This is a genomic window from Sulfitobacter sp. 1A13353 (assembly GCF_043557255.1).
Lineage (GTDB): Bacteria > Pseudomonadota > Alphaproteobacteria > Rhodobacterales > Rhodobacteraceae > Sulfitobacter > Sulfitobacter faviae.
In genome coordinates this window covers 194,396-219,914 of the sequence record NZ_JBIFFS010000006.1, presented here as the reverse complement: position 1 = coordinate 219,914, position 25,519 = coordinate 194,396, and the positions used below count along the sequence as shown (strand labels likewise).

The 25,519-nt window shown below is 63.4% G+C and carries 27 protein-coding genes and 1 tRNA gene; 18 read left to right on the top strand and 10 right to left on the bottom strand.

Annotated elements, in window-relative coordinates:
• The first annotated feature begins 29 nt into the window (after positions 1-29).
• The gene (gene bmt / locus ACGYLO_RS15670) at positions 30-1,043 is read left to right on the top strand and encodes a betaine--homocysteine S-methyltransferase (RefSeq protein WP_271687231.1); all 1,014 of its coding nucleotides are present in this window, start codon (positions 30-32) and stop codon (positions 1,041-1,043) included.
• A gap of 3 nt (positions 1,044-1,046) precedes the next feature.
• On the opposite strand, the gene ACGYLO_RS15665 is transcribed toward bmt, so the two are convergent.
• Positions 1,047-2,123: a PA0069 family radical SAM protein gene (locus ACGYLO_RS15665; RefSeq protein WP_271687230.1), complete on the bottom strand. Its 1,077-nt coding sequence runs from the start codon at positions 2,121-2,123 to the stop codon at positions 1,047-1,049.
• Between the two features lie 201 nt (positions 2,124-2,324).
• Between ACGYLO_RS15665 and ACGYLO_RS15660 the strand changes: the two genes are divergently transcribed.
• Both ACGYLO_RS15660 and ACGYLO_RS15655 read left to right on the top strand, forming a co-directional pair.
• Positions 2,325-3,023 carry a B12-binding domain-containing protein gene (locus ACGYLO_RS15660; protein ID WP_271687229.1) on the top strand — a complete coding sequence of 233 codons (699 nt, stop codon included), beginning with the start codon at positions 2,325-2,327 and terminating at the stop codon, positions 3,021-3,023.
• Between the two features lie 50 nt (positions 3,024-3,073).
• Positions 3,074-3,718: a DUF1638 domain-containing protein gene (locus tag ACGYLO_RS15655; RefSeq protein ID WP_271687228.1), complete on the top strand. Its 645-nt coding sequence runs from the start codon at positions 3,074-3,076 to the stop codon at positions 3,716-3,718.
• Between the two features lie 3 nt (positions 3,719-3,721).
• Here ACGYLO_RS15655 and ACGYLO_RS15650 read toward each other — a convergent pair whose 3' ends face one another.
• Positions 3,722-4,132 (bottom strand): SufE family protein, encoded by a 411-nt coding sequence (locus ACGYLO_RS15650; protein WP_067266648.1) that lies wholly within the window; start codon positions 4,130-4,132, stop codon positions 3,722-3,724.
• Between the two features lie 126 nt (positions 4,133-4,258).
• On the opposite strand from ACGYLO_RS15650, the gene ACGYLO_RS15645 reads away from it, so the two are divergent.
• Positions 4,259-4,777 carry a hypothetical protein gene (locus tag ACGYLO_RS15645; protein ID WP_271687227.1) on the top strand — a complete coding sequence of 173 codons (519 nt, stop codon included), beginning with the start codon at positions 4,259-4,261 and terminating at the stop codon, positions 4,775-4,777.
• Positions 4,778-4,835: 58 nt separating this feature from the next.
• Here the strand turns inward: ACGYLO_RS15645 and rnd are convergent, their stop codons facing one another.
• The 3 genes from rnd to purM form a co-directional block, all read right to left on the bottom strand.
• The gene (rnd, locus tag ACGYLO_RS15640) at positions 4,836-5,993 is read right to left on the bottom strand and encodes a ribonuclease D (protein ID WP_271687226.1); all 1,158 of its coding nucleotides are present in this window, start codon (positions 5,991-5,993) and stop codon (positions 4,836-4,838) included.
• Between the two features lie 79 nt (positions 5,994-6,072).
• Positions 6,073-6,669, bottom strand: coding sequence for a phosphoribosylglycinamide formyltransferase (purN, locus tag ACGYLO_RS15635; RefSeq protein ID WP_271687225.1), 597 nt, complete (start codon positions 6,667-6,669; stop codon positions 6,073-6,075).
• Positions 6,666-7,712: a phosphoribosylformylglycinamidine cyclo-ligase gene (gene purM, locus ACGYLO_RS15630; protein WP_271687223.1), complete on the bottom strand. Its 1,047-nt coding sequence runs from the start codon at positions 7,710-7,712 to the stop codon at positions 6,666-6,668. Before purM ends, purN begins: the two co-directional genes overlap by 4 nt.
• 128 nt (positions 7,713-7,840) lie before the next feature.
• Between purM and ACGYLO_RS15625 the strand changes: the two genes are divergently transcribed.
• Positions 7,841-7,917: transfer RNA gene (locus ACGYLO_RS15625), tRNA-Ile, on the top strand.
• A gap of 28 nt (positions 7,918-7,945) precedes the next feature.
• On the opposite strand, the gene ACGYLO_RS15620 is transcribed toward ACGYLO_RS15625, so the two are convergent.
• Both ACGYLO_RS15620 and ACGYLO_RS15615 read right to left on the bottom strand, forming a co-directional pair.
• Complete coding sequence (locus ACGYLO_RS15620) at positions 7,946-8,395, bottom strand: DUF4442 domain-containing protein (protein ID WP_276154405.1); 450 nt, start codon at positions 8,393-8,395, stop codon at positions 7,946-7,948.
• A 69-nt stretch (positions 8,396-8,464) separates the two neighbouring features.
• A complete protein-coding gene (locus tag ACGYLO_RS15615) occupies positions 8,465-9,787 on the bottom strand; it encodes an ATP-binding protein (protein ID WP_271687221.1) in 1,323 nt (440 codons plus the stop codon).
• Between the two features lie 44 nt (positions 9,788-9,831).
• Here ACGYLO_RS15615 and ACGYLO_RS15610 point away from each other — a divergent pair, with 44 nt between their 5' ends.
• The 3 genes from ACGYLO_RS15610 to ACGYLO_RS15600 all read left to right on the top strand — a co-directional run bounded on the left by ACGYLO_RS15610 (position 9,832) and on the right by ACGYLO_RS15600 (position 11,532).
• Positions 9,832-10,746: an MBL fold metallo-hydrolase gene (locus tag ACGYLO_RS15610; RefSeq protein WP_271687219.1), complete on the top strand. Its 915-nt coding sequence runs from the start codon at positions 9,832-9,834 to the stop codon at positions 10,744-10,746.
• 145 nt (positions 10,747-10,891) lie between these two features.
• Positions 10,892-11,014, top strand: a complete 123-nt coding sequence (locus ACGYLO_RS15605; RefSeq protein WP_269451603.1) for a hypothetical protein — start codon at positions 10,892-10,894, stop codon at positions 11,012-11,014.
• A 95-nt stretch (positions 11,015-11,109) separates the two neighbouring features.
• A complete protein-coding gene (locus tag ACGYLO_RS15600; protein WP_271687216.1) occupies positions 11,110-11,532 on the top strand; it encodes a DUF4112 domain-containing protein in 423 nt (140 codons plus the stop codon).
• Between the two features lie 61 nt (positions 11,533-11,593).
• Here the strand turns inward: ACGYLO_RS15600 and ndk are convergent, their stop codons facing one another.
• A complete protein-coding gene (gene ndk, locus ACGYLO_RS15595) occupies positions 11,594-12,016 on the bottom strand; it encodes a nucleoside-diphosphate kinase (RefSeq protein ID WP_067266630.1) in 423 nt (140 codons plus the stop codon).
• 106 nt (positions 12,017-12,122) lie between these two features.
• On the opposite strand from ndk, the gene ACGYLO_RS15590 reads away from it, so the two are divergent.
• The 4 genes from ACGYLO_RS15590 to ACGYLO_RS15575 all read left to right on the top strand — a co-directional run bounded on the left by ACGYLO_RS15590 (position 12,123) and on the right by ACGYLO_RS15575 (position 15,981).
• Positions 12,123-13,985, top strand: coding sequence for an ABC-F family ATP-binding cassette domain-containing protein (locus tag ACGYLO_RS15590; RefSeq protein ID WP_271687214.1), 1,863 nt, complete (start codon positions 12,123-12,125; stop codon positions 13,983-13,985).
• A 91-nt stretch (positions 13,986-14,076) separates the two neighbouring features.
• On the top strand, positions 14,077-14,715 hold the full coding sequence (locus tag ACGYLO_RS15585; RefSeq protein WP_271687213.1) for a MarC family protein: 639 nt from the start codon (positions 14,077-14,079) through the stop codon (positions 14,713-14,715).
• A 45-nt stretch (positions 14,716-14,760) separates the two neighbouring features.
• Entirely contained in the window at positions 14,761-15,342 is a 582-nt protein-coding gene (locus tag ACGYLO_RS15580) for a TIGR02281 family clan AA aspartic protease (protein WP_271687212.1), read from the top strand.
• Positions 15,343-15,495: 153 nt separating this feature from the next.
• Entirely contained in the window at positions 15,496-15,981 is a 486-nt protein-coding gene (locus ACGYLO_RS15575) for a hypothetical protein (RefSeq protein WP_271687211.1), read from the top strand.
• A 52-nt stretch (positions 15,982-16,033) separates the two neighbouring features.
• On the opposite strand, the gene ACGYLO_RS15570 is transcribed toward ACGYLO_RS15575, so the two are convergent.
• Positions 16,034-16,492: a DNA polymerase III subunit chi gene (locus ACGYLO_RS15570; RefSeq protein WP_271687210.1), complete on the bottom strand. Its 459-nt coding sequence runs from the start codon at positions 16,490-16,492 to the stop codon at positions 16,034-16,036.
• Between the two features lie 7 nt (positions 16,493-16,499).
• Positions 16,500-17,972, bottom strand: a complete 1,473-nt coding sequence (locus ACGYLO_RS15565) for a leucyl aminopeptidase (RefSeq protein WP_271687209.1) — start codon at positions 17,970-17,972, stop codon at positions 16,500-16,502.
• Positions 17,973-18,103: 131 nt separating this feature from the next.
• Between ACGYLO_RS15565 and lptF the strand changes: the two genes are divergently transcribed.
• From lptF to rsmA, 6 genes are read left to right on the top strand one after another with little or no spacing between them, the layout of a single operon-like run.
• On the top strand, positions 18,104-19,237 hold the full coding sequence (gene lptF / locus ACGYLO_RS15560) for an LPS export ABC transporter permease LptF (RefSeq protein ID WP_276154406.1): 1,134 nt from the start codon (positions 18,104-18,106) through the stop codon (positions 19,235-19,237).
• Positions 19,234-20,331: an LPS export ABC transporter permease LptG gene (lptG, locus tag ACGYLO_RS15555; RefSeq protein WP_271687207.1), complete on the top strand. Its 1,098-nt coding sequence runs from the start codon at positions 19,234-19,236 to the stop codon at positions 20,329-20,331. Before lptF ends, lptG begins: the two co-directional genes overlap by 4 nt.
• A gap of 1 nt (position 20,332) precedes the next feature.
• A complete protein-coding gene (locus ACGYLO_RS15550; RefSeq protein WP_271687206.1) occupies positions 20,333-22,483 on the top strand; it encodes an LPS-assembly protein LptD in 2,151 nt (716 codons plus the stop codon).
• On the top strand, positions 22,471-23,709 hold the full coding sequence (locus tag ACGYLO_RS15545; RefSeq protein WP_271687205.1) for a peptidylprolyl isomerase: 1,239 nt from the start codon (positions 22,471-22,473) through the stop codon (positions 23,707-23,709). The genes ACGYLO_RS15550 and ACGYLO_RS15545 overlap by 13 nt, the downstream gene beginning before the upstream one ends.
• A complete protein-coding gene (gene pdxA, locus ACGYLO_RS15540; protein WP_271687204.1) occupies positions 23,706-24,680 on the top strand; it encodes a 4-hydroxythreonine-4-phosphate dehydrogenase PdxA in 975 nt (324 codons plus the stop codon). Before ACGYLO_RS15545 ends, pdxA begins: the two co-directional genes overlap by 4 nt.
• Positions 24,677-25,519 (top strand): 16S rRNA (adenine(1518)-N(6)/adenine(1519)-N(6))-dimethyltransferase RsmA, encoded by an 843-nt coding sequence (gene rsmA, locus ACGYLO_RS15535; RefSeq protein WP_271687203.1) that lies wholly within the window; start codon positions 24,677-24,679, stop codon positions 25,517-25,519. Before pdxA ends, rsmA begins: the two co-directional genes overlap by 4 nt.

Here is a 25,519-nt window from a genome sequence, read left to right as displayed (position 1 = left end):
CGAAATTCCCAGACCCAACAGGAGCCCCCATGAGCAACGCATTCACCGATCTTCTCGCTGAAAAGGGCACATTGCTCGCCGATGGGGCCACGGGCACCAATCTGTTCAACATGGGGCTGATGTCGGGCGACGCGCCCGAATTGTGGAACACCGACGAGCCCGCCAAGATCACCAAGCTCTATCGTTTCGCGGTGGATTCGGGCAGCGATCTGTTCCTGACCAATTCCTTCGGCGCCAATGCCGCCCGCCTCAAACTGCACGACGCGCAGAACCGCGTGCATGAGCTGAGCCGCGTCTCCGCCGAACTGGCGCGCGAGGTGGCCGATACTGCCGAGCGTAAGGTGATCGTTGCAGGTTCCGTCGGCCCCACGGGTGAGATCATGGAGCCTGTGGGCACCCTGTCCCACTCCCTCGCCGTTGAGATGTTCCACGAGACCGCCGATGGGCTCAAGACAGGTGGCGCGGATATCGGCTGGCTAGAGACGATCAGCGCCCCCGAAGAATACCGCGCCGCTGCTGAGGGGTTCCAGCTTGCCGGTCTGCCGTGGTGTGGCACGATGAGCTTTGACACCGCGGGCCGCACGATGATGGGGCTGACCTCCGAAGGGATGGTCGACTTGGTGCATGGGCTCGACAACATGCCGCTGGCCTATGGTGCCAACTGCGGCACCGGCGCCTCTGACTTGCTGCGCACCGTGCTTGGCTTTGCCGCGAAAAACGGCACGCTGCCGATCATCTCGAAAGGCAATGCAGGCATCCCGAAATACGTCGAAGGCCACATCCACTATGACGGCACGCCCGAGTTGATGGCGCGCTATGCGGTGATGGCCCGCAACGCAGGCGCAAGCATCATCGGCGGCTGCTGTGGCACCCTGCCCGAGCATCTGGTCGCCATGCGTGAAGCGCTCGACAGCACCGAAAAAGGCCCGGCCCCCACGCTGGAGCAGATCCGCGAAGAGATTGGCGATTTCTCTTCCGAAAGCGATGGCACCGATGGCCAAGGCCCGACGCGCGCGCCGCGCCGCGGACGTCGCCGGGGCTGAGGCTCAGAATAAGCTCAATTGATCGCCCTTTTCGGAGGGCGGTCGAAACAGATCACAGCGCAGTGGCACGCCCGCGCGGGTCAGTCCCAGACGTTTGATTGCCAGATCAAAACGTTGCGCCACCATCTGCGCATATGGCCCCTCGCCCCGCATCCGCTTGTGCCAGCCCGCATCGTATTCCTTTCCCCCGTGCATATCGCGCAAGCGCGCCATGATCCGATCGGCCCGGTCGGGGTAATGAGTGGCGAGCCAGTCTTGCACCAGCGGCGACACCTCTCGCGGCAGGCGCAGCATGATCCAGCTTGCATGCCGCGCGCCGGCGTCGCGTCCGGCGGTCAGGATCGCCTCCAACTCCGGGTCGGTCAGCGCCGGGATCATAGGCGATGCCATGATCCGCACCGGGATCCCTGCTTCCGACAGCTTTCGGATCACCTGCAACCGCCGCTGCGGCGCGGGCGCGCGCGGCTCCATCAAGCGGCTCAGCTTCGCGTCCAGCGTGGTCACCGAAATGCCGACCGCCGCCAATCCGCGCCCTGCCATGTCGTCCAAGATGTCGATGTCGCGTTCAATCAGGCTGCCCTTGGTGACGATCGCCACCGGGTGATTGAACGCGGATAACACCTCAAGACATTCTCTCATGATGCCATGGGTCTTTTCGATCGGCTGATAGGGATCGGTGTTGGTGCCGATGGCGATGGGCGCGACCTGATAGCGCTTCGACCGCAGTTCCCGCGCCAGAACGTCCGGGGCTTCGGGGCGGGCGATCAACTGCGTCTCGAAATCCAATCCCGGCGACAGGCCGAGGTAGGCATGGCTAGGCCGCGCGAAACAGTAAACGCAGCCGTGTTCACAGCCCCGATAGGGGTTGATCGAGCGGTCAAAAGGCAAATCCGGCGAGCGGTTGTAGGTGATCACCCGGCGCGGCACCTCGATACTGGTCTGGGTGCGCAGCACCGGAAGCACCTCGTCACGCGCCCAACCGTCATCTTCGGCGACGCGGGTATGACGCTCAAACCGGCCCGCATCATTGCTGCCCGTCGCGCGGCCAAGCACGCGGAATCGCTGGTCTTCCCTATCCATGAAAGAAGGTTAGAACATTGCGCGAACATCGGCAAGTAACCTCGTGCAAACCCTTGTCCTTACACCGCAAAAAGCAGTAGTTTGCCCCCAAGGCGTCGCGCAAGGCGCGGCCGATGTCGCAAACCGCGACCCCGGCGCTAACATTCCGTGAGACAAGGGCTCAAGTGCCATGCACCTGCACGCCCAGCAGAAGGAAACACCATGTCGGAAGAAGACGATATCATCCTGGCCGAGTTGGACGACGAAGAACTGGTCCAGCAGATGTTCGATGACCTCTATGACGGTCTCAAGGAAGAGATCGAAGAAGGGGTGCAAATCCTGCTCGACCGCGGGTGGGAACCCTATGAGATCCTGACTAAGGCGCTTGTCGGCGGCATGACCATCGTCGGCGCCGATTTCCGCGACGGGATCCTCTTCGTGCCCGAAGTGCTGCTGGCTGCCAATGCGATGAAGGGCGGCATGGCCATCCTCAAGCCGCTGCTTGCGGAAACTGGCGCGCCGCGCGTGGGCAAGATGGTGATCGGCACCGTCAAAGGCGACATTCACGACATCGGCAAGAACCTCGTCGGCATGATGATGGAAGGCGCGGGTTTCGAAGTTGTCGATCTGGGCATCAACAACGCGGTTGAAGCCTATCTCGAAGCGCTCGAAGCGGAAAAGGCCGATATCCTTGGCATGTCCGCCCTGCTGACCACGACCATGCCCTATATGAAAGTGGTGATCGACACGCTGGTCGAACAGGGCAAGCGCGAAGACTATATCGTGCTGGTGGGTGGCGCGCCGCTGAACGAAGAATTCGGCAAGGCCATCGGGGCTGACGCCTATTGCCGCGATGCTGCCGTGGCGGTTGAAACGGCGAAAGACTGGATGGGCCGAAAACATAACTCTGCCAACGCCTAACCTACCTTCCCTGCTTTGCGTTGGCATCGCTGCCATGCGATGGTGACGCCATGAGCGACAGTAAACTGCCAGATGATCGGACCCTAACCCAAGACGGGCTCGCGCCAACCCGCGCGGGCCGTATCTTGCTAATCGCCTGTGGCGCGCTGGCGCGTGAGATTCTGGATTTGAAGGCCGCTAACGGTTGGACCCATCTGGACCTGACCTGCCTTCCGGCAAAATATCACCTCTACCCGGAAAAGATCACCCAAGCGGTGCGCGACACGGTCGCCAAACATCGCGCGGATTATGACGATTTCTTTGTCGTCTACGCCGATTGCGGCACGGGCGGCGGGCTGGAACGGGCCTGCGAAGAGATGGGCGTGCAGATGGTCGCAGGGCCACATTGCTACAGTTTTTTTCAGGGCAACGAGAGTTTCGCCAAAACCTCAGAGGATGAGATCACCACCTTCTACCTCACCGATTTTCTGGTGCGGCAGTTTGAGTCTTTCATCATCAAACCCATGGGACTCGACCGGCATCCCGAGCTGCGCGACATGTATTTCGGCAATTACGAAAAACTGGTCTATCAGGCGCAGACGGACGACCCGGCGCTGACCGAAAAAGCCCAAGACTGCGCCGCGCGGCTTGGCCTTGCGTTCGAGCGGCGCTTCACGGGCTACGGGGATTTGGAGAGCGCGTTGCGCGCCCTCTGAGCGTTACGCTTCCTGCGCTGCCGTCTCGCGCACCCGCTCGATCATCGCGCGCAACCCGTTTGAGCGCTGCGCCGAGAGGTGGTCGTTCAACCCCAGCCGCGCCAGTTCCGCCTTGGCATCGACGCCGCCCACTTCACTAGGTGTCAAGCCGTTGTAAAGCTTGCGTAAAACCGCAATTAGCCCTGAGACGATCATCGCATCGCTGGCGCCATCGAAATGCAGCTTCCCGCCCTCGAACTGTGCATGCAGCCAGACCTGAGAGGCGCAGCCATCGACCTTGGTCGCGGGGACGCGCAGCGGCTCAGGCAGCGGCTCCATCGCTTTGCCAAGGTCGATCACATGGCGATAGCGGTCTTCCCAATCGTCCAGAAACTCGAAATCCTCGACCAGTTCTTCAAAGGCGGGCGTGGCCATCTGTGCACTCTCTTCGGGTGAATTCCATTGCCTGACAGGTAGGATGCCCAGGGGCAAAGGTCCACCCCCTTCCCAAGGCTGGCGGGATGGGGTAGCACAAGGCAAGTAAACTTAACGGCGGTTCCCATGCGCAAGACAATCCTCGCTCTTTTGGCTTCGACCCTTTTGGTATCCGCCTGCGGCACGGTCCGTGACAGCCGCATCAACCCGCTGAATTGGTTCGGCCCCGCCCGTTCGGTTGAGACCGCCCCGGCGGAGAGCACGAACCCCCTGATTCCGCAGCGCAGCGGGCTGTTCGCGCGGCGCGCGGTTGAGGTCGACACCTATGAGGGGCGCCCCTTTGAACAGATCACCGATCTGACCATCGAGCCGGTGCCGGGCGGTGCGATTCTGCGCGCCACCGGGCTGGCGGCACGCCAAGGCATCTACAAAGTGCGCCTGACCCCCGCGACGCCGGATGAGATGCCCGTCGACGGTGTTCTGACCTATCGTTTGGAAGGGGTCCGCCCCGATAAGGCCACCCCGCAAGGCAGCCGCCCCACGCGCGAAGTGATTGCCGGGCGTCGCCTGACCGATCAGATGCTGGCCGGGGTGCGTGAGATTCGCGTCGAAGGGCAGCTGAACGCGCTGGTCTTTCGCCGCTAAGACGCCGCCTGCCCTCTATTGAGAAAGAGCCGCCCCTGATCGGGCGGCTCTTTTCGTTTCAGACTTTGACGGCCTTCACGTCATTTCCGTCAGCGGCCAAGGCGATCTTGCCTTCGCAGAGCAGCAGCGCATCGGCACCGAAGACCTCATGCCGCCAGCCGCGCAGCGCCTGCACGTCACGCTCCCCCGCCGAGAGCATGTCGAGATCGCTGGCCGAGGCGATGAGCTTGGCGGCAACGCCCGCGCTTTCGGTCTTGGCCTTGAGCAGCACGCGCAGAAGATCGGCCAAGGCCGGGTTGACTTGCAGCTTGTCGCGCTTGCGGTCGGGCTGGGGCATGTCGGCAGGCTTGCAGGCCACGCCTGCGGCGACCGCTTTCAGTATGCCTTCGGCAATTTCGCCTTTGCGGGCCTCGCGCAGCAGCAGCCGGGCGCGGTTCAACTCTTCGCCATTCGAGGGCTTGAGGCTCGCCAATTCGACCAGCGCGTCATCTTTGAACACCCGGTTGCGCGGGATGTTGCGGCTGCGGGCGTAATCCTCACGGAAAGCCGCCAACTCGCGGACGATCGCCAGAAACTTGGGCGAATTGGTCCGGGTTTTGACCCGTTTCCAAGCATCCTGCGGTTGGGTGACATAGGTGTCGGGGCTGAGCAGCGTCTCAAGCTCTTCGGCCACCCACCGCGCGCGTCCGGTCTGTTCAAGCTTGCGGGCCAGAAATTCGTAGATTTGGCGCAGATGGGTCACGTCGGCCAGCGCATAGGTCTTCTGCGCCTCGGTCAGCGGGCGGCGCGACCAATCGGTGAAACGCGAGGTTTTGTCGAGCGACTGATGCGCGATCTTGCGGACCAAAGTCTCATAACCCACCTGTTCCCCAAAGCCGCAGACCATCGCAGCGACCTGCGTGTCGAACAGCGGCTTGGGAAAGACCTTGGCATCGACATAGAAGATCTCGAGATCCTGCCGTGCGGCGTGGAAGACCTTGACCACCGATGTATCGCGGAACAGATCGTATAGCGGCTCAAGCGAGATGCCATCGGCCAAGGGATCGACCAGCACGGCGTTGCTGTCATCGGCACCCGGCATGGCAAGCTGGACAAGGCAGAGTTTGGAATAATAGGTCCGCTCACGCAGGAATTCCGTGTCGACGGTCACGTAATCATGGCGCGCAGCCTCTTCACAGAATTGCGCGAGGTCGGCGGTCGTGGTGATGGTTTTCATATATGCTCTTTGACATGTTGCACGCCCGGTCATCGGGCTTTGCCAAAGAGGTACATCACGCGAGAGGGTTTGACCAGCGTCAGCCCGTGAGCAGGACCGGCTCTCGCCCACCGGCGGCGAAACGGCGCAGCACGGCGGGGTAGAGGCGGTGTTCCTGCACCAGCACCCGCTCGGCCAAACTCTCGGCCGTGTCGCCGGGCAGGACGGGGATGCGCGCCTGACCAAGGATCGGACCGTCATCAAGTGCGGCGGTCACCTCATGCACGGTGCAGCCATGTTCGGTATCGCCAGCCTCGAGCGCGCGGGCATGGGTGTGCAGCCCGCGGTATTTCGGCAATAGCGAAGGGTGGATGTTGATCATCCGCCCCGTCCAAGCATCGGTGAACCCTTCGGTCAATTTGCGCATGAAACCGGCAAGGCAAATGATGTCGGGCGCATGGGCCTCAATCGCAGCGCTGAGCGCCGCCTCAAAAGCCGGGCGGTCCTTGCCGAAGGGGCGGTGATCGACCACTTCGGTCGCGATCCCCTGCCCCTGCGCCCAAGCGATCCCCCCCGCATCCGCGTTGTTCGACAGCACCAGACAGGGGCGGCCCGCATGGTCGCCAGTCATATCCTCGACCAGCGCCCGCATGTTGGAGCCGCCGCCCGAGACGAAAATCGCAACCCGCTTGGTCAAAGCAGCGCGCCGGAATAGGTGACGCCATTGCCAGTGGTGATGCGCCCGATCTCGATGGCGGCGTGGCCATCCTCGGCAAAGGCGGCTTTGGCGGCCTCGACCTTATCGGCGGAAACCACGGCGACCATGCCAATCCCGGCATTGAAGGTCTTGAGCAACTCGGCCTCGGCCATGCCGCCTTGGGCAGCCAGCCATTTGAACACGGGCGGCAGTTCCCATGTATTGAGGTCGATCTCAGCGGCGAGGCCCACGGGCAGCACGCGCGGCAGGTTCTCGGTCAGGCCACCGCCGGTGATATGCGCCAGAGCCGAGACGGCATCCGCGCGCAGAGCCGCCACAGCGCCTTTGACGTAGAGTTTCGTGGGTGTGAGCAGCGCATTGCCGAGATCACCTTCGCCCCATGGGCAATCGTCACCCCAGCCCAAACCGCTCCGTTCAACGATCTTCCGCACAAGGCTGTAGCCGTTGGAATGCACCCCGTCGCTCGGCAGACCCAAGAGCACGTCGCCCTCTTTCACGTCGCGCGGCAGCTCGGTTCCCCGCTCCATCGCGCCGACCGAGAAACCAGCGAGATCGAAGTCGCCCGCGTGATACATGCCCGGCATTTCAGCCGTCTCGCCGCCGATCAAGGCACAACCGGAATCGGCGCAGCCCTTGGCGATGCCTTCGATGATCCGCGCGGCGCTGTCGAGCTCCAGTTTGCCGGTGGCGAAATAGTCGAGGAAGAAGAGCGGCTCGGCCCCCTGACAGACCAGATCGTTGACACACATGGCGACCAGATCGATGCCGATACTGTCGACATTGCCCGTATCAATCGCGATGCGCAACTTGGTGCCCACGCCATCGGTCGCGGCGACCAGCACCGGGTCGGTGAAGCCTGCGCCCTTGAGATCAAACAGCGCGCCAAAGCCGCCGAGGCCGGACATCACACCGGGCCGCGCGGTGGATTTCGCCGCCGGTTTGATCCGCTCTACAAGCGCATTGCCTGCGTCAATATCCACGCCTGCTTCGGCATAGGTGATTCCGTTGTCGGATTTCGTCATGGTCATGGCCCCCGGCGCGCATTTTCCCTTGCGCGCGGAGTTAAAGTATTGCGCCGCCCACTGCAATCATTTGGTGCAGCTAATGTCTTGACGCTCGGCCTGCGGCGTCATACCCAAACGCCCATGGCGGGCCTGTAGCTCAATTGGTTAGAGCAGAGCGCTCATAACGCTTTGGTTGCGGGTTCAAGTCCTGCCGGGCCTACCATACTTCCGCCCCCCGCCTTTCGTGGCCGTCACCGTTTGGCGCTGACGTGCCAGTTCACCTGCATCTCGACCACCGTTTCACCCGCTTCGTTCTGGATGTCGACCGCCACGTCAAAGGCGACTTTTCCGTTTTCTTGCAGCGCGCTCAGCAGGTCGGACCCGGGGCGCGAGGTTTTGGCATGGGCGGTTAGCGTGCCTTCGGCGATCTTTTTAAAGGTGATCTGCCCCATGGCCGCCACGGGGCGCATGTCCATGATCACCGGCGCGATGGCCCCCGCCATGGCGGCCCCCGAGGCGGCTTCGCCCAGTGTGAACATCGCGCCCGCGTGCTGCGTGCCGATGTGGTTCGAGGTCTCATGCCGCTGCACCAATTCGGCGCTGGCGGTGCCGTCTCCGATCTCGAGCAGTTTCACCCCGACATGGGCGGCAAAGGGCACGGCCGTCTCGAGATGGGCTTTGATCATGTCATAGGGGGTCATCGCTGCGCTCCGTATTAGGGTCACCTCACTGTGACAAAGCCCGGCCCGCGGCACAATCATGCCGCCGGGTCACCGCGCGATGACGATATCGGCGCGCAGCCCGCCAAGGCGGTCCGATTCCCCAAGCCGCAGCACCCCGCCATGGGCGCGGGCGATGTCGGAGGCGATGGCAAGGCCAAGCCCCACGCCGCCGCCCTTGTCCTGGTTGCGCGCAGGATCAAGCCGCGAGAAAGGCCGTGTCGCCTCGTCCCGCCGCGCTTCTGGGATGCCGGGGCCGTCGTCTTCGACCCGGATGCGCAGGGTGCGATCGCTCAGCATGACCGAGACTTCGGCCTGCGTGCCATAGCGCACGGCGTTGGAAATAAGGTTGTCCACCGCCCGGCGCATCGCGACCCTGCGCAGCTTCACGATCCCCTCGCCCGCGCCCTCGGGCGGCAGCAGCGTGACCTTGCGCCCGGCCCGCTGCGCGTCTTCGACGATGGCGCTGACGAAACCATGCGGGGCCACCTCTTCAGGCACACCCTCGGCGGCGCCCTTGGCGAAGTTCAGGAATTCGTCCAGCATCCGCTGCATATCATCCACATCGGCCAAGAGCGGGGCTGCGTCCTCCTCGTCGATCATCGACAGGCCGAGGCGCATCCGGGTCAGCGGCGTGCGCAGGTCGTGGCTCACGCCTGAGAGCATCAGCGTGCGTTGCTCGATCTGCCGCTCGATCCGGGCGCGCATATCGACAAAGGCATTGCCCGCCGCGCGGACTTCGATGGCGCCGGTGGGGGTATAGGGCTCATGCCGCCCCCGGCCAAAGGCCTCCGCCGCGCGGGCCAGACGTTTGATGGGGCGCAGCTGATTGCGCAGATAGATCGTGGCGATATAGCTCAAAAGCACGCCGAAAAACACGGTGTAGACGAAGAGCTGATGCGGGTTCGAGGCCGATATGCGCCGCCGCTCGAACTGGATTCGCAGCGGCCCGTGCACGCTTTCGATATAGAGCACGACGAAATCGTCATCGCTGAGGTCGACCGCTTCGATCCCGTCCATCTTGCTGCGCAGCCGCGGGATGAGGACGCGCCCCGAGTAATCGTACCACAGCATGCTGTCTTCTTCGGGCAGCGGACGGTTGGCGGGGGTCACCACGAAATCAAGCGGACCCGCCCGTGCCTCAACCGCCGTGGGCACGGATTGCGCATCGGGGGCCGTGCCGACCGCCAGCATGACCAGCTCCAGTTCCCGCAGGACCGTATCGGTCATCTGGCCGGTGACACCTTCGAAATGCCTCTGCGCAAAGATTACCACGACGACCAACTGCAAAAACACCACTGGTAACAGCAGGATCAGCGCGGCACGTCCGTAGATGCCGCGCGGCACATATCGTTTGAGCCAGGCAAAATTCATGGCTAGACCTTAGCCAGCCCCCTGCCCCAGCGAAAGGTGAAACCATGCTGCCGCCCGACAACTTCGACCCCGAGATTGGCCTTGCCGAAACCTTGGAACCCGGGCTGCGGCGGATCGTGGCGCCGAACCCCTCACCGATGACCTATCGCGGCACCAATACCTATCTGTTGGGCGAAACCGACGTGGCGGTGATCGACCCCGGCCCCGACAGCCCCGCGCATCTTGAGGCGATTCTCGCCGCGATCCAGCCCGGGCAGCGGATCAGCCATATTATCGTGACCCATACGCATCTGGATCACTCCCCCCTTGCCCGCCCGCTGGCCGCGCGTACGGGGGCCGAGGTCTGGGCCTTTGGTGAGGCCACGGAGGGCCGTTCGACGGTGATGCAGGGGCTTGCTGAGGCGGGGTTGATGGGCGGCGGCGAAGGTGTGGACCACGGGTTTCGCCCTGATCACACTTTGGCCGATGGGGATGTACTGAAGGGGGACGGCTGGACGCTGAAGGTGCTGCACACGCCGGGCCATATCGGTAACCACATCAGCCTCGCTTGGGGGGATGCCTGTCTGACCGCGGATCACGTCATGGGCTGGGCGACCTCCCTCGTCTCGCCCCCTGATGGGGATCTGACCGATTTCATGGCCTCCTGCGATACGCTGGGCGCGCGGCAATGGCGGGTGTTCTATCCCGGTCACGGCGCCCCGGTGAGCGATCCCAACGCGCGGCTCGACTGGTTGGTGGCGCATCGTCGCGCGCGGGAGGTGTCGATCCTCGACGCACTGGCCGCCGGACCCGCGACGGCTGAGGACCTCGCCCGCGCCATCTATACCGAAACACCTGCCGCGCTTTTAGGCGCGGCCACCCGAAACGTGCTGGCGCATCTGGTCGATCTGACCGGCCGGGGGCGGGTGGCCCCAGAGGGCACCTTGCAGGCAGAGGCGCGTTTCACTCTCAACTCATAGGGGAATGCGGGCCCTTCCGTCGCAAAATCGCAACAAATGCCCCATTCTGGGCGCAATCTGGCCCCTTTATGGACCCGAACCGCGCCCAAGCTGGTTGCGGGGGTGAGAGACATCAAACCCCAGCGAGCAGCAAAGGAGCTACCCGATGGCCCGACTAGACAGAACGCCGCAACCGCAAAAACCGAAGCCCGCGCCGAAGCCGAACGGCACCTCGGCCCAACCACCGCAGCGTCCCACGCCGCTGATCACCGACTACGCCAGTCTTTGAACGGCGCTCCCCGCGCACCGGATGGGGCCGGTGGATGGGGGAACTTTGGGGCCGGACCATGCGTTTGCCGCCTAGAGCAACACGCAAGGACAGACATGAAACCCCATACCCCCTCTCACGAAGCTGACCTCGCCCGTCTGCGCCGTTTGGCCGTCAGCATGGACAGCGCCTATAAGCTGCCGATCGTCGGCGTGCGGATGGGATGGGATTCGATTCTGGGCCTGGTGCCGGTGGTGGGTGATACGCTCGCCCTTCTGCCCGCGGCCTACATCCTGAAAGAATCGCACCGCATGGGCGCGCCGAAAAGCGTACTGGCGAAAATGCTGGTGAACACCGGGGTCGACTATGTGATCGGCTCCGTCCCGCTGGTCGGTGACCTTTTCGATATCGGTTGGAAGTCGAAGCTGCGCAACGTCGACCTGCTGGAGCGTCACTTGAAAGACCAAGCTGCTAAAGCCCCGCCGCTGGGCAATGTCGAAGGGCGCATGTCCTCGCACCACCCGACGCTCAACAACTGATCGCCAAAGAAAAAGGGCCGCCCCAAGGCGACCCTTTCAGTCTTTCCGAAGAACGGGTGGCTTAGCCGACCAGCTCCAGACCGGAAAAGAAGTATGCGATCTCAACCGCTGCGGTTTCCGGCGCGTCGGAACCGTGCACGGAGTTTTCGCCAACGCTTTCAGCAAATTCTGCGCGGATGGTGCCCTCTGCCGCATCGGCAGGGTTGGTCGCGCCCATCACTTCGCGGTTTTTCGCGATGGCATTTTCACCTTCGAGAACCTGAGCCACGATCGGCGCGGAAGCCATGAACTCACACAGTTCGTCGTAGAAGGGACGCTCAGCGTGCACTTTGTAGAACTCGCCCGCCTGCGCTTTGGTCAGGTGGATGCGCTTTTGCGCCACGACGCGCAGGCCGGCGTCTTCGAATTTCTTGACGATGGCACCGGTCAGGTTGCGGCGGGTTGCGTCGGGCTTGATGATCGAGAAAGTGCGTTCGAGGGCCATTGGCTGTACTCCATAGCGGGTGTTGATTTGCGCGCTCCCTAGCATGGGGTCTGGCCCATGAAAAGCCGTGATTGACCTTCGGCCCCGCTTGCTCCAAACGGCTTTCATGTTACGCATTTCAGAAATCAACTACTCCGTCGAAGGCCGCCCCCTGTTCGAGGAAGCCTCCGCCGTGATCCCCGAGGGGCATAAGGTCGGCATCGTCGGGCGCAACGGCGCGGGCAAGACGACGCTGTTCAAAATCATCCGTGGTGAGCTGTCACTCGACAGCGGCGATATCTCTTTGCCCTCCCGCGCCAAGATCGGCGGCGTCGCACAAGAGGTGCCCTCGTCCGAGACCTCGCTGATCGACACGGTGCTGGAGGCCGACGTTGAACGCGCCCGGTTGATGAAAGAGAGCGAGACCGCCGAAGACCCTGCCCGCATCGCTGACATCCAGACCCGTCTGGCCGATATCGACGCTTGGTCCGCCGAAGGCCGCGCAGCGTCGATCCTGAAGGGGCTTGGTTTCGACGACGAAGAGCAGCAGATGCCCTGCTCCGCCTTCTCCGGTGGCTGGCGGATGCGCGTGGCGCTGGCTGCCGTGCTCTTTGCCCAGCCCGACCTGCTGCTTCTGGACGAGCCGACCAACTACCTCGACCTTGAAGGGGCGCTCTGGCTGGAAAGCTATCTGGCGAAATACCCCCATACGGTGCTGATCATCAGCCACGACCGCGGCCTGTTGAACCGCGCCGTGGGCGGCATCCTGCACCTCGAAGACCGCAAGCTGACCTATTACCAAGGCCCCTACGACCAATTCGCCCGCCAGCGCGCTGAGAAACGCGCGTTGCAGGCGGCGATGGCCAAGAAGCAACAGGCCCGGCGCGATCACATGCAGGCCTTCGTCGACCGTTTCAAGGCCAAAGCCAGCAAGGCCAAGCAGGCGCAATCACGCCTCAAGATGATCGAGAAGATGGACATGATCACCGCGCCCGAGGACGTGGCGCGCAAGGTCTTCACCTTCCCCGAGCCCGAGGAACTCTCGCCTCCGATCATCAACATCGAGAACGGCGCGGTGGGCTACAGCGACGACAACCCGGTGCTTACGCGGCTGAACCTGCGCATCGACCAAGACGACCGGATCGCCCTTCTGGGCAAGAACGGTCAGGGCAAATCGACGCTGGCGAAACTTCTGTCGGACCGCCTGCCCCTGATGGCTGGGCGGCAGATCAACTCCTCCAAGCTGCGCGTCGGTTTCTTCGCCCAGCATCAGGTGGATGAGCTGATCGTCGAGGAAACCCCGCTGCAGCACATGATCGCAGCCCGCCCCGGCGTGTTGCAATCCAAGCTGCGCGCGCAGCTTGCGGGCTTCGGCCTCGGCCCCGAACAGGCCGAGACCGAGGTCGGGCGGCTGTCGGGCGGGCAGAAGGCGCGGCTCTCGCTGCTCTTGGCAACGCTGCACGCGCCGCATCTGCTGATCCTCGATGAGCCGACCAACCACCTTGATATCGAAAGCCGTGAGGCGCTGGTGGAGGCGCTGACGCGCTACTCGGGCGCGGTGATCCTCGTCAGCCACGACATGCACCTGCTGTCGCTGGTGGCCGACCGGCTGTGGCTGGTGTCGAAAGGCACGGTCAAACCCTATGAGGAAGACCTCGAAGCCTATCGCAAAATGCTGCTGACGCCGGAAAAGCCGGTTAGCAAGAACCCCGCCAAGCCGAAAGAAGCGTCCAAGCCCAAACGCGCAAGCCGCGATGAGGTGTTGGCGCTGCGCAGCGAGGTCCGCAAGGCCGAAGCGCGGATGGAAAAGATCAACGAGATGCGCGACAAGCTCGCCAAGAAACTCGCCGATCCCGCGCTCTATGAGGACGCCAAAACCGGTGAGCTTGAGGTCTGGAACAAGAAATACGCCGAGGTGATGGAGGCGCTGGACCGCGCGGAATCGCTTTGGATGGGCGCACAGGAAAAGCTGGAGAAGGCCACGGCCTGACCCGGAAGCGTTCACTTTATCACATCGCAGGGGTCGCCTAAGGGGCGGCCCTCGTGCATTCTGGCAAGAAGCCCCGCGCCAAGGAAGTCCCATGACCCTCGACACCGCCTATATGATCACCGCCCTCGTCACGATGTTCGTGGTGATCGACCCCATCGCCATCGCGCCGGTCTTCCTCGCGCTCACTCGCGGGATGAGCAACGCAGAGCGGCGCAAGATCGCTTGGCGCGCGGTCGGCGTGGCCGGGTTGATCTTGCTGATCTTCGCAGCCTTCGGCGAGGCAGTGCTGGGTTTCATCGGCATCTCGATGCCCGCCTTCCGCGTCGCGGGCGGCATTCTGTTGTTCATCACCGCCCTCGACATGCTTTTTGACCGCCGCACCAAGCGGCGCGAAGACCGCGCAGATGAGGATGACCACGACGACCCTTCCGTCTTCCCCATGGCCATTCCTTTGATTGCGGGCCCCGGCTCCATCGCCTCGGTCATCCTGCTGACGGGGGAAAAACCGGGCGGCGAAGGGCTGTTGACCATCATCGTGATCACCGCGCTGACACTGGTGGTCATGGCGCTGACCATGCAGGTCAGCGGCGCGCTTGAGCGGGCGATGGGCAAGACGGGCATCAATATCGTGACCCGTCTGCTCGGCATGTTGCTGGCGGCGCTTTCGGTTCAATTCGTGCTCGACGGCTTGGCGGCCTTTGGCTTTGGCCCCGGCCCCACGTCCGGCTGACATTTCCGCGCGGCCTTCCTATATGAGATCTAAGGGGGCGCGTTCATGGCCGAAATCGACACAGCACATCTGATCTATCTCATCGTTCTTCTGGCGATGGTGGCGGGCTGGTTTTTCATGCACAGCCGCCCGAATATGAACAAGACCCTGCAACAGGCGGCGGTCTGGGGGCTGATCTTTACCGGCGCCGCGGCGGGCGTCGGCCTGTGGCAAGACATCACCCGCGACAGCGCCCGCAAACATCTCACCATCAGCGAAGAGGGTGACATCGTCCTGCCCCGCGGGCGCGATGGGCACTATTACCTGACCGCGCAGATCAACGGCGCGCCGGTGCGCTTTGTCGTCGATACCGGCGCGTCGGACATCGTGCTGACGAAATCCGACGCGACCCGCATCGGCATCGACCTCGAGGGGCTGGACTACCTTGGCCGCGCCGGCACCGCCAATGGCGAGACGCGCACCGCCTTCGTGCGCTTGGACGAGGTGGTGGTGGGCCATGCGGTCGATCACGACGTTCCCGCGGTAGTGAATGACGGGATCATGTCGCAATCACTGCTCGGCATGGGCTACCTGCAACGCTGGGGCCGGATTGAGATCAGCGGCGGAGAGCTACGCCTAAGCCGATGAGTGATTGAGGCAAGACCTTGCCGGAAATGCGCTGTAAAACATCAAACTCGCCGCGAAATAACGCCGCATTCGCCGCGAATTGAACAGGTTTCCGCCCCTTTGGCCGGATATCTGCAAGGCACAACTGTACCCAATTTTGGAGAAAGTGCTGCTATGCTGACGAACATTTTTGGTGGGTCATCTTCCTACCAACAAAGCAACAAACCCGCCAAGGCGGAGAAGGCTGAAAAGCCGGAGAAGGCCGAGAAGACCAAGGACAACAACGCGCAGGCGCAGGCGAAACCTGCCGGCGACGGGCAGACCACACAAAACAGCGCGGCGGCGCAAGAGGCGTCGAAACCTCAATCCGTGCAAGCGCCTGCCAAGACCGAAACGGTGCAAGCCGTGGCGCAGGCAAAATCGGTCGAGACGGCCCAAAAGGCCACGAGCGCGGATGACGAAGCCTTTGCCCGCGCCGCAGCACAGCGCAGCGTCGACAGCCAGCGCACCCGCGCCTTGCTGGATACGATCGCGCCGGTGAACAACAGCGCGGTCGAAGCCGCGAAGTCCTACGTCAGCAAGGTAGAACCCAAAGCGGCAGAGGCCGAAGCTGGCTCAGCCACCGGTGTCGCGAAACCCGCGCTCGACAAAGCGGCCTGATCCGCATTCAGGGGCGGCGGGCTTGCGGCCCCTGCCCCTGCACTGCCGCCCTTTAAGTCTCGGCCTTCTTTTCCCAGCGGCCGCTTTCCTCGGACCAATATTGGGCCGAGGCGCCGTCGGATTTCAGCCGCTTCCACAGGCCGCGCGCCTGATCCAGCGCGACGGGATCATGCTCGTCGAACAAGACGCAGACCCGCTGGTGCGCTGCCACTTCCGCAGCGGTGACATCGGCCCCATGCACCGTCATCAGACAATCCGCGCGATTGGGGGCACCATCCTCCAGCGTCAGCAGCACGGGCTGATCCGCGTCCTGCGGCCCGCCCGCCATGCCATGGGGCAGAAAACTGTCATCCGCATAGGTCCAAAGCGCCCGGTCCAGCGCCTGTAGCCCCGCCCGGTCCGTCCCGCGCAGGGCCACGCGCCAGCCATTGGCGAGCGACTTTTCCAGCAGCATCGTCAGCGTCTCGACCAGAGGTCGCTGGGTCAGGTGATAGAAGTAAGCCGCCCCCATCAGTCGCTCAGCCCTTCTCGAAACGATCGGCGACGAGACGGTTCAGCGCCGCCACGCCCCAGCCCGTCGCGCCCGCAGGCGCCAGCGTGCTTTCGGATTTCAGTGAGGCGACGCCGGCAATATCGAGGTGAATCCAAGGTGTCTCATCCTTGACGAAACGCTTGAGGAATTGCGCCGCGGTGATCGACCCCGCCGGACGCCCGCCGATGTTCTTCATGTCGGCCACGCGGCTTTTCAGCAGGTCATCATAGCCCTGCCCCAGCGGCATCCGCCACGCGCCCTCGCCTTCGCTCTCGGCGGCTTTTAGGAAATCGTTGCACAGCCCGTCGTCATTCGAAAAGACCCCGGCGTTCTCATGGCCCAGCCCGATGATGATGGCCCCGGTCAGCGTCGCCAAATCAATCATCGCCGCGGGTTTGAAACGATCTTGCGCGTACCACATGACATCGCAGAGCACCAAACGCCCCTCGGCGTCGGTATTGATCACTTCCACCGTATCGCCCTTCATCGTGGTGATCACATCGCCCGGGCGGGTGGCATTGCCCGAGGGCATGTTTTCAACGATACCCACAAGCCCCACGACATTCGCCTTAGCCTTGCGCAGTGCAAGTGTGCGCATCACGCCCGAGACGACGCCCGCGCCGCCCATGTCCATGGTCATGTCTTCCATGCCAGCCCCGGGTTTGAGGCTAATGCCGCCGGTGTCAAAGACCACACCCTTGCCGACCAGCGCCAGAGGGGCTGCGTCATCCGCACCACCTTCCCACCGCATCACGACCACTTTCGATGGGCTGTCCGACCCTTGGCCTACTGACAAAAGCGTGCGCATTCCGAGCTTTGCGAGTTCTTCCTCATCCAGAACTTCAACTTTCAGGCCCAAGCTCTCCATCTCGGCCAGTCGTTCGGCAAAATTGGTGGTGGTCAGGATATTGGCGGGCGCGTTGGTCAGATCGCGGGTCATGAAGGCACCCTCGGCCACGGCCATGAGCGGTGCGGCGGCCTCGCAGGCGTCATCGGGTTTGGAACACATGACGTCGACCGTGCCTTTGCGCGCCTTGGGCGCCGATTTGTGATCTTCGAACCCGTAGTCCCGCATTGCCAGACCAAAGGCCACATCGGCCACCCGGCGTGTCGCGGCGGCGAGCATCAGCAGATCGCTGTCACCCCGGCGCTTGGCCAGCGCGGCCCCGGCTTTGCGCGCGGTCATCACCTCGGCCCGGCGCGGCATATGAACCACGTCCACCGCCTCTGCCGCCATGCCTGCGGGGTAGCCCATGCTGAGAACCTCGCCGGGTTTCAGCGCCGCGAAACGCTCACTCTCTACCAGCCGCTGTAAAGCGCCTTTGGTCAGACGGTTCACCCGGCGCGCCCCGGCATCCAAACGGCCCTCAGGCTCCAGAAACACCGCAATCCGCCCGGAATGCCCCGCGATACGGTCGATGTCGGTCTCGGCGAAGGTGATGGGGGTCAGATCGGTCATGGCATGCCTCATGGTTGATTTTGCCCCAGACCTAGCGCGCCGCGCGGCGCATGGCCAGATAGCAGTTTTCCCGCCCCACGAATTGCTTTAAGATCCTCGCAAAGGCCGTCAGAGCATCTCGGGGGATCAGAGTGGCAAGAATTGACCGCTACATGCTGTCGCAACTTCTGGTTATGTTCGGCTTTTTCGCTTTGGTGCTGGTGGCGCTTTTCTGGATCAACCGCGCGGTTGTCTTGTTCGACCGTTTGATCGGCGATGGCCAATCCGCCTTAGTGTTTTTGGAGTTCACGGCCCTCGGCCTGCCGAAACTCATCGTCACCGTCCTGCCCATCGCGACCTTTGCCGCCTCGGTCTATGTGATCAACCGCATGTCGGGCGAATCCGAGTTGACGGTGCTCCAAGCCGCAGGCTCCGGCCCGTGGCGGCTGGCGCGGCCCGTCTTCGTCTTTGGCCTCTGCGTGGCGGCGATGATGACAGTGCTGAGCCATTTTCTGGTCCCCATGGCGCAGGGGCAGCTGAAGCAGCGCGAGGCCGAGATCTCGCGCAACCTCACCGCAAGGCTGCTGACGGAGGGGACTTTTCTGCATCCCTCCGACGATGTCACCTTTTATACTCGCGCCATCGACAGTGACGGCGTGCTGCGCGATGTTTTCCTGTCGGACCGGCGCAAGGCTGACGAAGGCGTGATCTACACCGCCGCCGAAGCCTACCTCGCCCGCAACGGCGACGACACGACGCTGATCATGCTCAACGGCATGGCGCAACGGCTGGACACCGAGAGCAACCGTTTGGCCACGGCCAAATTCCGCGACTTTTCGTTCGATATCTCCCCGCTGGTCAGCAGCGGAGACGAAATCGACCTGTCGGTCAGCGCAATGGTCACGCCTGATCTGCTTTGGGATTGGGACGGGGTCGCGGCGGCGACCGACACCTCGCCGGGCGTGGTGGCCGAAGAGCTGCACGGCCGCTTCGCGCAGCCGCTGTTCTGTCTCGTCGCCGCGATGATTGGCTTTGCGACTTTGATCCTCGGCGGTTTCTCCCGCTTTGGCGTCTGGCGCGAGGCGGTGATCGCTTTTGGCCTGCTCATCGCCATCGACGGGCTGCGGGGCACGATGGTCGTGCAAATCCGTGAGGCGGCGGCGCTCTGGCCGCTGGCCTATCTGCCCTCGCTCATCGGGGCCGTGCTGACGCTGGCGATGCTTTGGCAAGCCGCACATCCGCGCTGGATAAGGCGGCGTCTGCGTGGCAAGAGGGCCGCCACATGATCCTGCATTTCTATTTCGCCCGCCGCTTTTTTATGAGTTTTCTCGTCATCACCGGGGTGCTGGCCGCGCTGGTGATGCTGGTCGACGGTGTGGATCAGGCCCGGCGTTTCGCGGATGACGATGTGGGCTGGGATCAAGTGCTGGGCATGACGCTGCTGCACATGCCCCAGACCATCAACATGATCCTGCCGCTGATCATGATCCTCGCCACGGTGGCGCTTTTCATTGGGCTTGCCCGGTCCTCCGAACTGGTGGTGACCCGCGCCGCGGGCCGCTCGGCCCTGCGCGCGCTGGTGGCCCCGGTGGTGGTGGCCTTGATCATCGGCACGCTGGCCGTGGCCATGCTCAACCCCATCGTGGCGGCGACAAGTGAGCGGGCCGAGCAATTGACCCAAGAATACCGGTCCAATGGCCGCGCGGCGCTCTCGGTCAGTGACGAGGGGCTGTGGCTGCGGCAAGGCACGGAGGAAGGCCAATCGGTTATTCGCGCATGGCGCACCAACGCCGACGCCTCCGTGCTCTATAACGTCACGATTATCAGCTATGATGCCGAGAAGGGCCCGGTCCGGCGCATCGAAGCCGAAAGCGCAAAACTCAGCAGCGGCGACTGGGAGCTTACCGGGGCAAAGATTTGGCCGCTGGCGGCCGGGGTGAACGCTGAAGGCGCGGCGGAGGTGCATGAGACCCTGACGATCCCCTCTTCCCTCACCGTCGAGCGTATCCGCGAGAGCATTGGCCGTGTCGCCGCCGTCTCGATCTATGAACTGCCCGAGTTTATCCGACAGTTGGAACAGGCCGGGTTCAGCACGCGCCAGCATGAGGTCTGGCTTCAGGCCGAGCTTGCGCGGCCCTTCTTTCTGGTGGCCATGGTTCTGGTTGCGAGCGCATTCACCATGCGCCATACCCGCTTTGGGGGGACCGGCGTCGCTGTGCTGGCCTCGATTTTGCTGGGGTTCGGTTTGTATTTCATTCGCAGTTTCGCACAGATCCTTGGCGAGAATGGCCAGATCCCCGTGATCCTTGCCGCTTGGGCGCCGCCCGTGGCGGCGATCTTTCTGGCGCTAGGCCTGCTACTGCATGCGGAGGACGGCTGACATGCGCGCGGCCCTTGTTGGACTTGCCCTTTCATTCGCGCCTCTGAGCCTTGCCGCCCAGACCGCGCCTGCCAGCGACCGCCCCGCCGTTCTGGTGGCCGATCAGGTCTTCATTACACGCGATAAGGTCTTGGTCGCGCAAGGAAATGTCGAAGCCTTCCAGGGGGAGACGCGGCTGCGCGCCACGGCGATCCGCTATGATCAGGCCACCGGCGCACTTAGTATCGAAGGGCCGATTGTGCTGTCTGAGGGTGAGAATACCACGATCCTCGCCGATGCGGCCTCACTTGATGCGGGCTTGCAGTCCGGCCTTTTGCGCGGCGCGCGGATGATCCTTGAACAGCAGTTGCAGCTTGCCGCCGTGCAGATCAACCGGGTCGAAGGGCGTTATAGCCAACTTTACAAAGCCGCCGTAACCTCTTGCAAAGTCTGCGAAGATGGCGAAACACCACTTTGGCAAATCCGCGCGAAACGGGTGGTGCATGACCAAGTGGCGCAGCAGCTTTACTTTGACGAGGCGCAGTTCCGGATCAAGAACGTGCCCATTGCCTATCTGCCCCGCCTGCGCCTGCCCGACCCCACGTTGGACCGCGCGACTGGTTTTCTCGCGCCCACGGTCCGCTCGACCTCGCAACTGGGCGTGGGGCTGAAACTGCCCTACTTCATCAAGATCGGCGATCACCGCGATCTGACGCTGACGCCCTATCTTTCTGCCGAAACCCGCACGCTTGAGTTCCGCTACCGTCAAGCTTTCGTTTCGGGACGGATCGAGTTCGAAGGGGCGATCACCGATGATGAATTGGATCCCGGCAAGACCCGTGGCTACCTCTTTGGCACCGGCAGTTTCGATCTGCGGCGCGACTACAAACTGTATTTCGATATCGAGACCACGAGCGACAGTTCCTATCTGAGCGACTATGGCTATTCGGGTAAGGACCGTCTGACCAGCGAATTGACCGTCAGCCGCGCACGGCGCGATGAATATATGCGGGCAACCCTGCTGAACTACCAATCGCTCCGCGATGGTGAGGACAATGATCTGCTGCCCAACCTGGTCTTGGATGGTGAATTCCAGCGGCGCTATTTCCCGACTTCCGTGGGCGGCGAACTCCGCCTGACGCTTGAGGCCCATAGCCACCGCCGGTCGTCGGACCTCAGCACCGATGGTAATGGGGATGGCGAAGCCGACGGGCGCGATGTGTCGCGGCTTAACGGGGAGGCCGCTTGGCTGCGGCGTTTTACCTTCGGCAATGGTCTGGTGACCGACGTCGAAGCGGGGGCGAGCTTTGGTTTGTTCAACATCGCGCAGGATGCGGTCTATGACGGGCGCTACTCCGACCTCGTGCCCCATGCTGCCGTCACCATGCGCTACCCCATGCAGCGCCGGGAGGCCGCAGGCGTGGTGCAACAGCTTGAACCGCTGGTGCAATTGGGTTGGACCGGCGGTGATCGGCTCGATATTCCGAATGAGGAAAGCACGCTGGTGGAATATGATGAGGGCAACCTTCTGTCGCTCAGCCGCTTCCCCCGGCCCGACCGGCGCGAACGGGGTGCCGTGGCGGCCATCGGGGTGAATTGGGCGCGGCTCGATCCCAATGGCATGGATGCCAGCCTGTCTTTCGGTCAGGTGATCCGCGCCGATGTGGATGATGCCTTTAGCTTTAGCTCTGGCCTGCAAGGCACCTATTCCGATTTCCTGCTGGCCGGACAATTGCGCAGCGACAACGGTTTGGCGCTCATCGGGCGCGGGCTGGTCGATGATGACTTCGAGGTCGCCAAGGCCGAGCTACGCGGGGTTTGGGATTTCAAACGCGGGCAGATCTCGGGCAGCTATGTTTGGCTACACGAAGACGCCGCCGAGGACCGCAACGAAGACGTGTCTGAGATCACCTTCGACGGCAACTATTCGATCAACAGCCAGTGGCAGGCGTCCGCCGAATGGCGGTTCGACCTTGCTGACGAACGCGCGGCGACGGCGGGTCTTGGCCTGAGCTACAACAATGAATGCGTGCAGGTCGACCTTTCCGTGAACCGCAGCTATTCATCCTCAACAAGTGTTGAGCCCTCAACGGATATCGGTTTTAACATCGGCCTCAGGGGCTTTGCCGCAAACACCGGAACAGAAAGATACGTACGCTCATGTGGGAAGTAACGAAACAGACCGTCCGCGCCGGGATCCGTGGGACTGCGGCACTCGCCCTTGCTCTGGTCATCGGCCAATCCGCAGCGGCGCAGAACCTCTTTGCCCCCGTGGCCCGTGTCAATGACGAGGTGATCACCGGCTACGAAGTGCAGCAGCGCCAGCGCTTTATGCAGCTGATCGGCGCCCCCGGGGCCGATACCGACAGCGTGATCGACAGTCTGATCGACGACCGCCTGCGTGGGCAGATCCTTGATCAAGCCGGGCTTGAAGTCACCCCCGAGGGCATTCGATCCGGCATGGCGGAATTTGCCAGCCGCGCGGATCTGACGACCGAGGAGTTTCTGAAAGTCCTTGGGCAAGCCCAGATTTCCGAAGAAACCTTTCGCGACTTTATCGTGATCAGCGCCGCTTGGCGTGATCTTATTCGCGCGCGCTATAATGGCCGCGTTGACATCACCGACGAAGAGGTCGACCGCGCCCTTGGCAGCAGCCGTGGCAACAATGGTCTGCGCGTGCTGTTGTCGGAGATCATCATCCCCGCCCCGCCGCAGAACGCCGATCAGGTGAACGCGCTGGCCGAACGCATTTCGGAAAGCCGCTCTGAGGCCGAATTCTCGTCCTATGCCAGCAAGCATTCCGCAACCGCCTCGCGCGGGCGCGGGGGCCGGATGCCTTGGACACCGCTTGAAAAACTGCCCGCCAGCCTGCGGCCCATCCTCTTGGCCCTCGCCCCGGGTGAGGTGACAGCGCCGCTGCCGATCCCCAATGCCGTGGCCCTGTTCCAACTGCGCGGCATCGAAGAGACCGGCAAGCCGAGCGTCGAGTATTCCGAGATCGATTATGCCGCCTATTACATCCCCGGTGGCCGTTCCGAGACTGCCCTGTCGCGCGCGGCTGAGCTGCGCGGTCAGGTGGATCAATGTGACGACCTCTATGGCGTGGCCAAGGGCCAGCCCGCCAATGTGCTGGACCGTGGCACCAAGGCCCCGGCGGAGATCCCGCAGGACGTGGCGATTGAACTGGCGAAACTCGACCCCGGCGAAGTCTCCACCGCGCTGACCCGTGCCAATGGGGAGACTTTGGTCTTCCTGATGCTTTGCAATCGCACCACGGCGGCCAATGCCGATGTCAACCGCGAGGCAGTGGTCAGTTCGATCCGGCAGCGCAAGCTTGAGGGCTATGCCACACAGCTGCTGGAACAGGCCCGCGCCGAAGCCCGTATCACCCGCCAATGAGCCGCCCGTCCCGGCCGGTGGCCATCACCTGCGGTGAACCCGCCGGGATCGGCCCCGAGATCGCCGCCCGCGCTTGGGCGGCGCTCTCGAAGGACATCCCAATGGTCTGGATCGGCGACCCTCGCCATCTGCCGCAGGATGTCCCGCACCGCGTGATCGACAGCCCGGATGAGGTGAGCGCGCCGAGTGCCGATGCGCTGCCCGTGCTCCCCCATCCCTTCGACAGCGCTGCCCTGCCCGGCGTGCCGCAGCCCGGCCATGCGCAGGGGGTGATCGATGTGATCGCCCGGGCGGTCGATCTGGTGCAGACTGGCGCCGCCTGCGGCGTCTGCACCGCGCCGATTCACAAGAAGGCCCTGCAAGACGGGGCCGGTTTCGCCTATCCGGGCCATACCGAATACCTCGCAGCGCTGGCAGGTGTCGACGACGTGGTGATGATGCTCGCCTCTGACCAATTGCGCGTCGTGCCCGCCACGATCCATATCGCGCTCGATAAGGTGCCGCAGGCGCTGACCCCTTCGGGCCTGCGCCGCACGATTGAGATCACCGCGCAGGAATTGCAAAGCCGCTTCGGCATCCCCCGCCCCCGCATCGCCGTCGCCGGGCTGAACCCGCACGCGGGCGAAGGCGGCAGCATGGGCCGGCAAGAGATCGACTGGATCGCGCCGCTGATCCTTGAGATGCAGGGCGAAGGCTTTGCGCTGACCGGGCCGCTGCCTGCCGATACGATGTTCCACGCCCGCGCCCGCGAGGGCTATGACGCGGCGGTGGCGATGTATCACGACCAAGCGCTGATCCCGATCAAGACCTTGGATTTCGACCGGGGCGTGAACGTGACGCTGGGGCTGCCCTTTGTGCGCACCTCGCCCGATCACGGCACCGCCTTTGACATCGCGGGCCAAGGGCGCGCCAACCCGACCAGCATGATCGAAGCGATCAAATTGGCATGGCAGATGGGCAAGAAGACATGAGTGCAATCGACAATCTCCCGCCGCTGCGCGAGGTGATCAACACCCACGAATTGGCCGCGCGCAAGTCCCTCGGCCAGAACTTTCTGCTGGACCTGAACCTCACGGCCAAGATCGCGCGGCAAGCCGGGGATATGGCCGATTGCGACGTGTTGGAGATCGGCCCCGGGCCCGGCGGCCTCACCCGTGGGCTGCTGGCTGAAGGCGCGCGTCATGTGCTGGCGATCGAGAAGGACCGCCGCTGCCTGCCCGCGCTGGCCGAGGTGGCGGAACATTACCCCGGTCGCCTGACCGTGATCGAAGGCGACGCGCTTGAGATCGACCCGCTGAGCCATCTAACCCCGCCCATCCGTGTGGCCGCCAACCTGCCCTATAACGTCGGGACCGAACTGCTGGTCCGTTGGCTCACCCCGCCCGAATGGCCACCGTTCTGGCAAAGCCTGACGCTGATGTTCCAACGCGAGGTGGCCGAGCGGATCGTGGCAACGCCCGGCTCCAAAGCCTATGGGCGGCTGGCCGTGCTGGCGCAGTGGCGCAGCGATGCGCGGATCGTGATGCAGTTGCCGGCGGGCGCTTTCACCCCGCCGCCCAAGGTCTCGTCGAGCGTGGTGCATCTGACCGCCCTGCCCGAGCCGCGCTTCCCTGCCGATCCGAAGGTGCTGAGCCATGTGGTCGCGATGGCCTTCAACCAGCGGCGCAAGATGCTGCGCTCGGCGCTCAAAGGTGCCGCGCCGGATATCGAGGACCGTTTGACCGCCGCGGGGCTGAAACCCACCGACCGGGCCGAACAGGTGCCGCTTGAGGGGTTCTGCGCCCTCGCCCGCGAGATTGCCAAGAGGTAA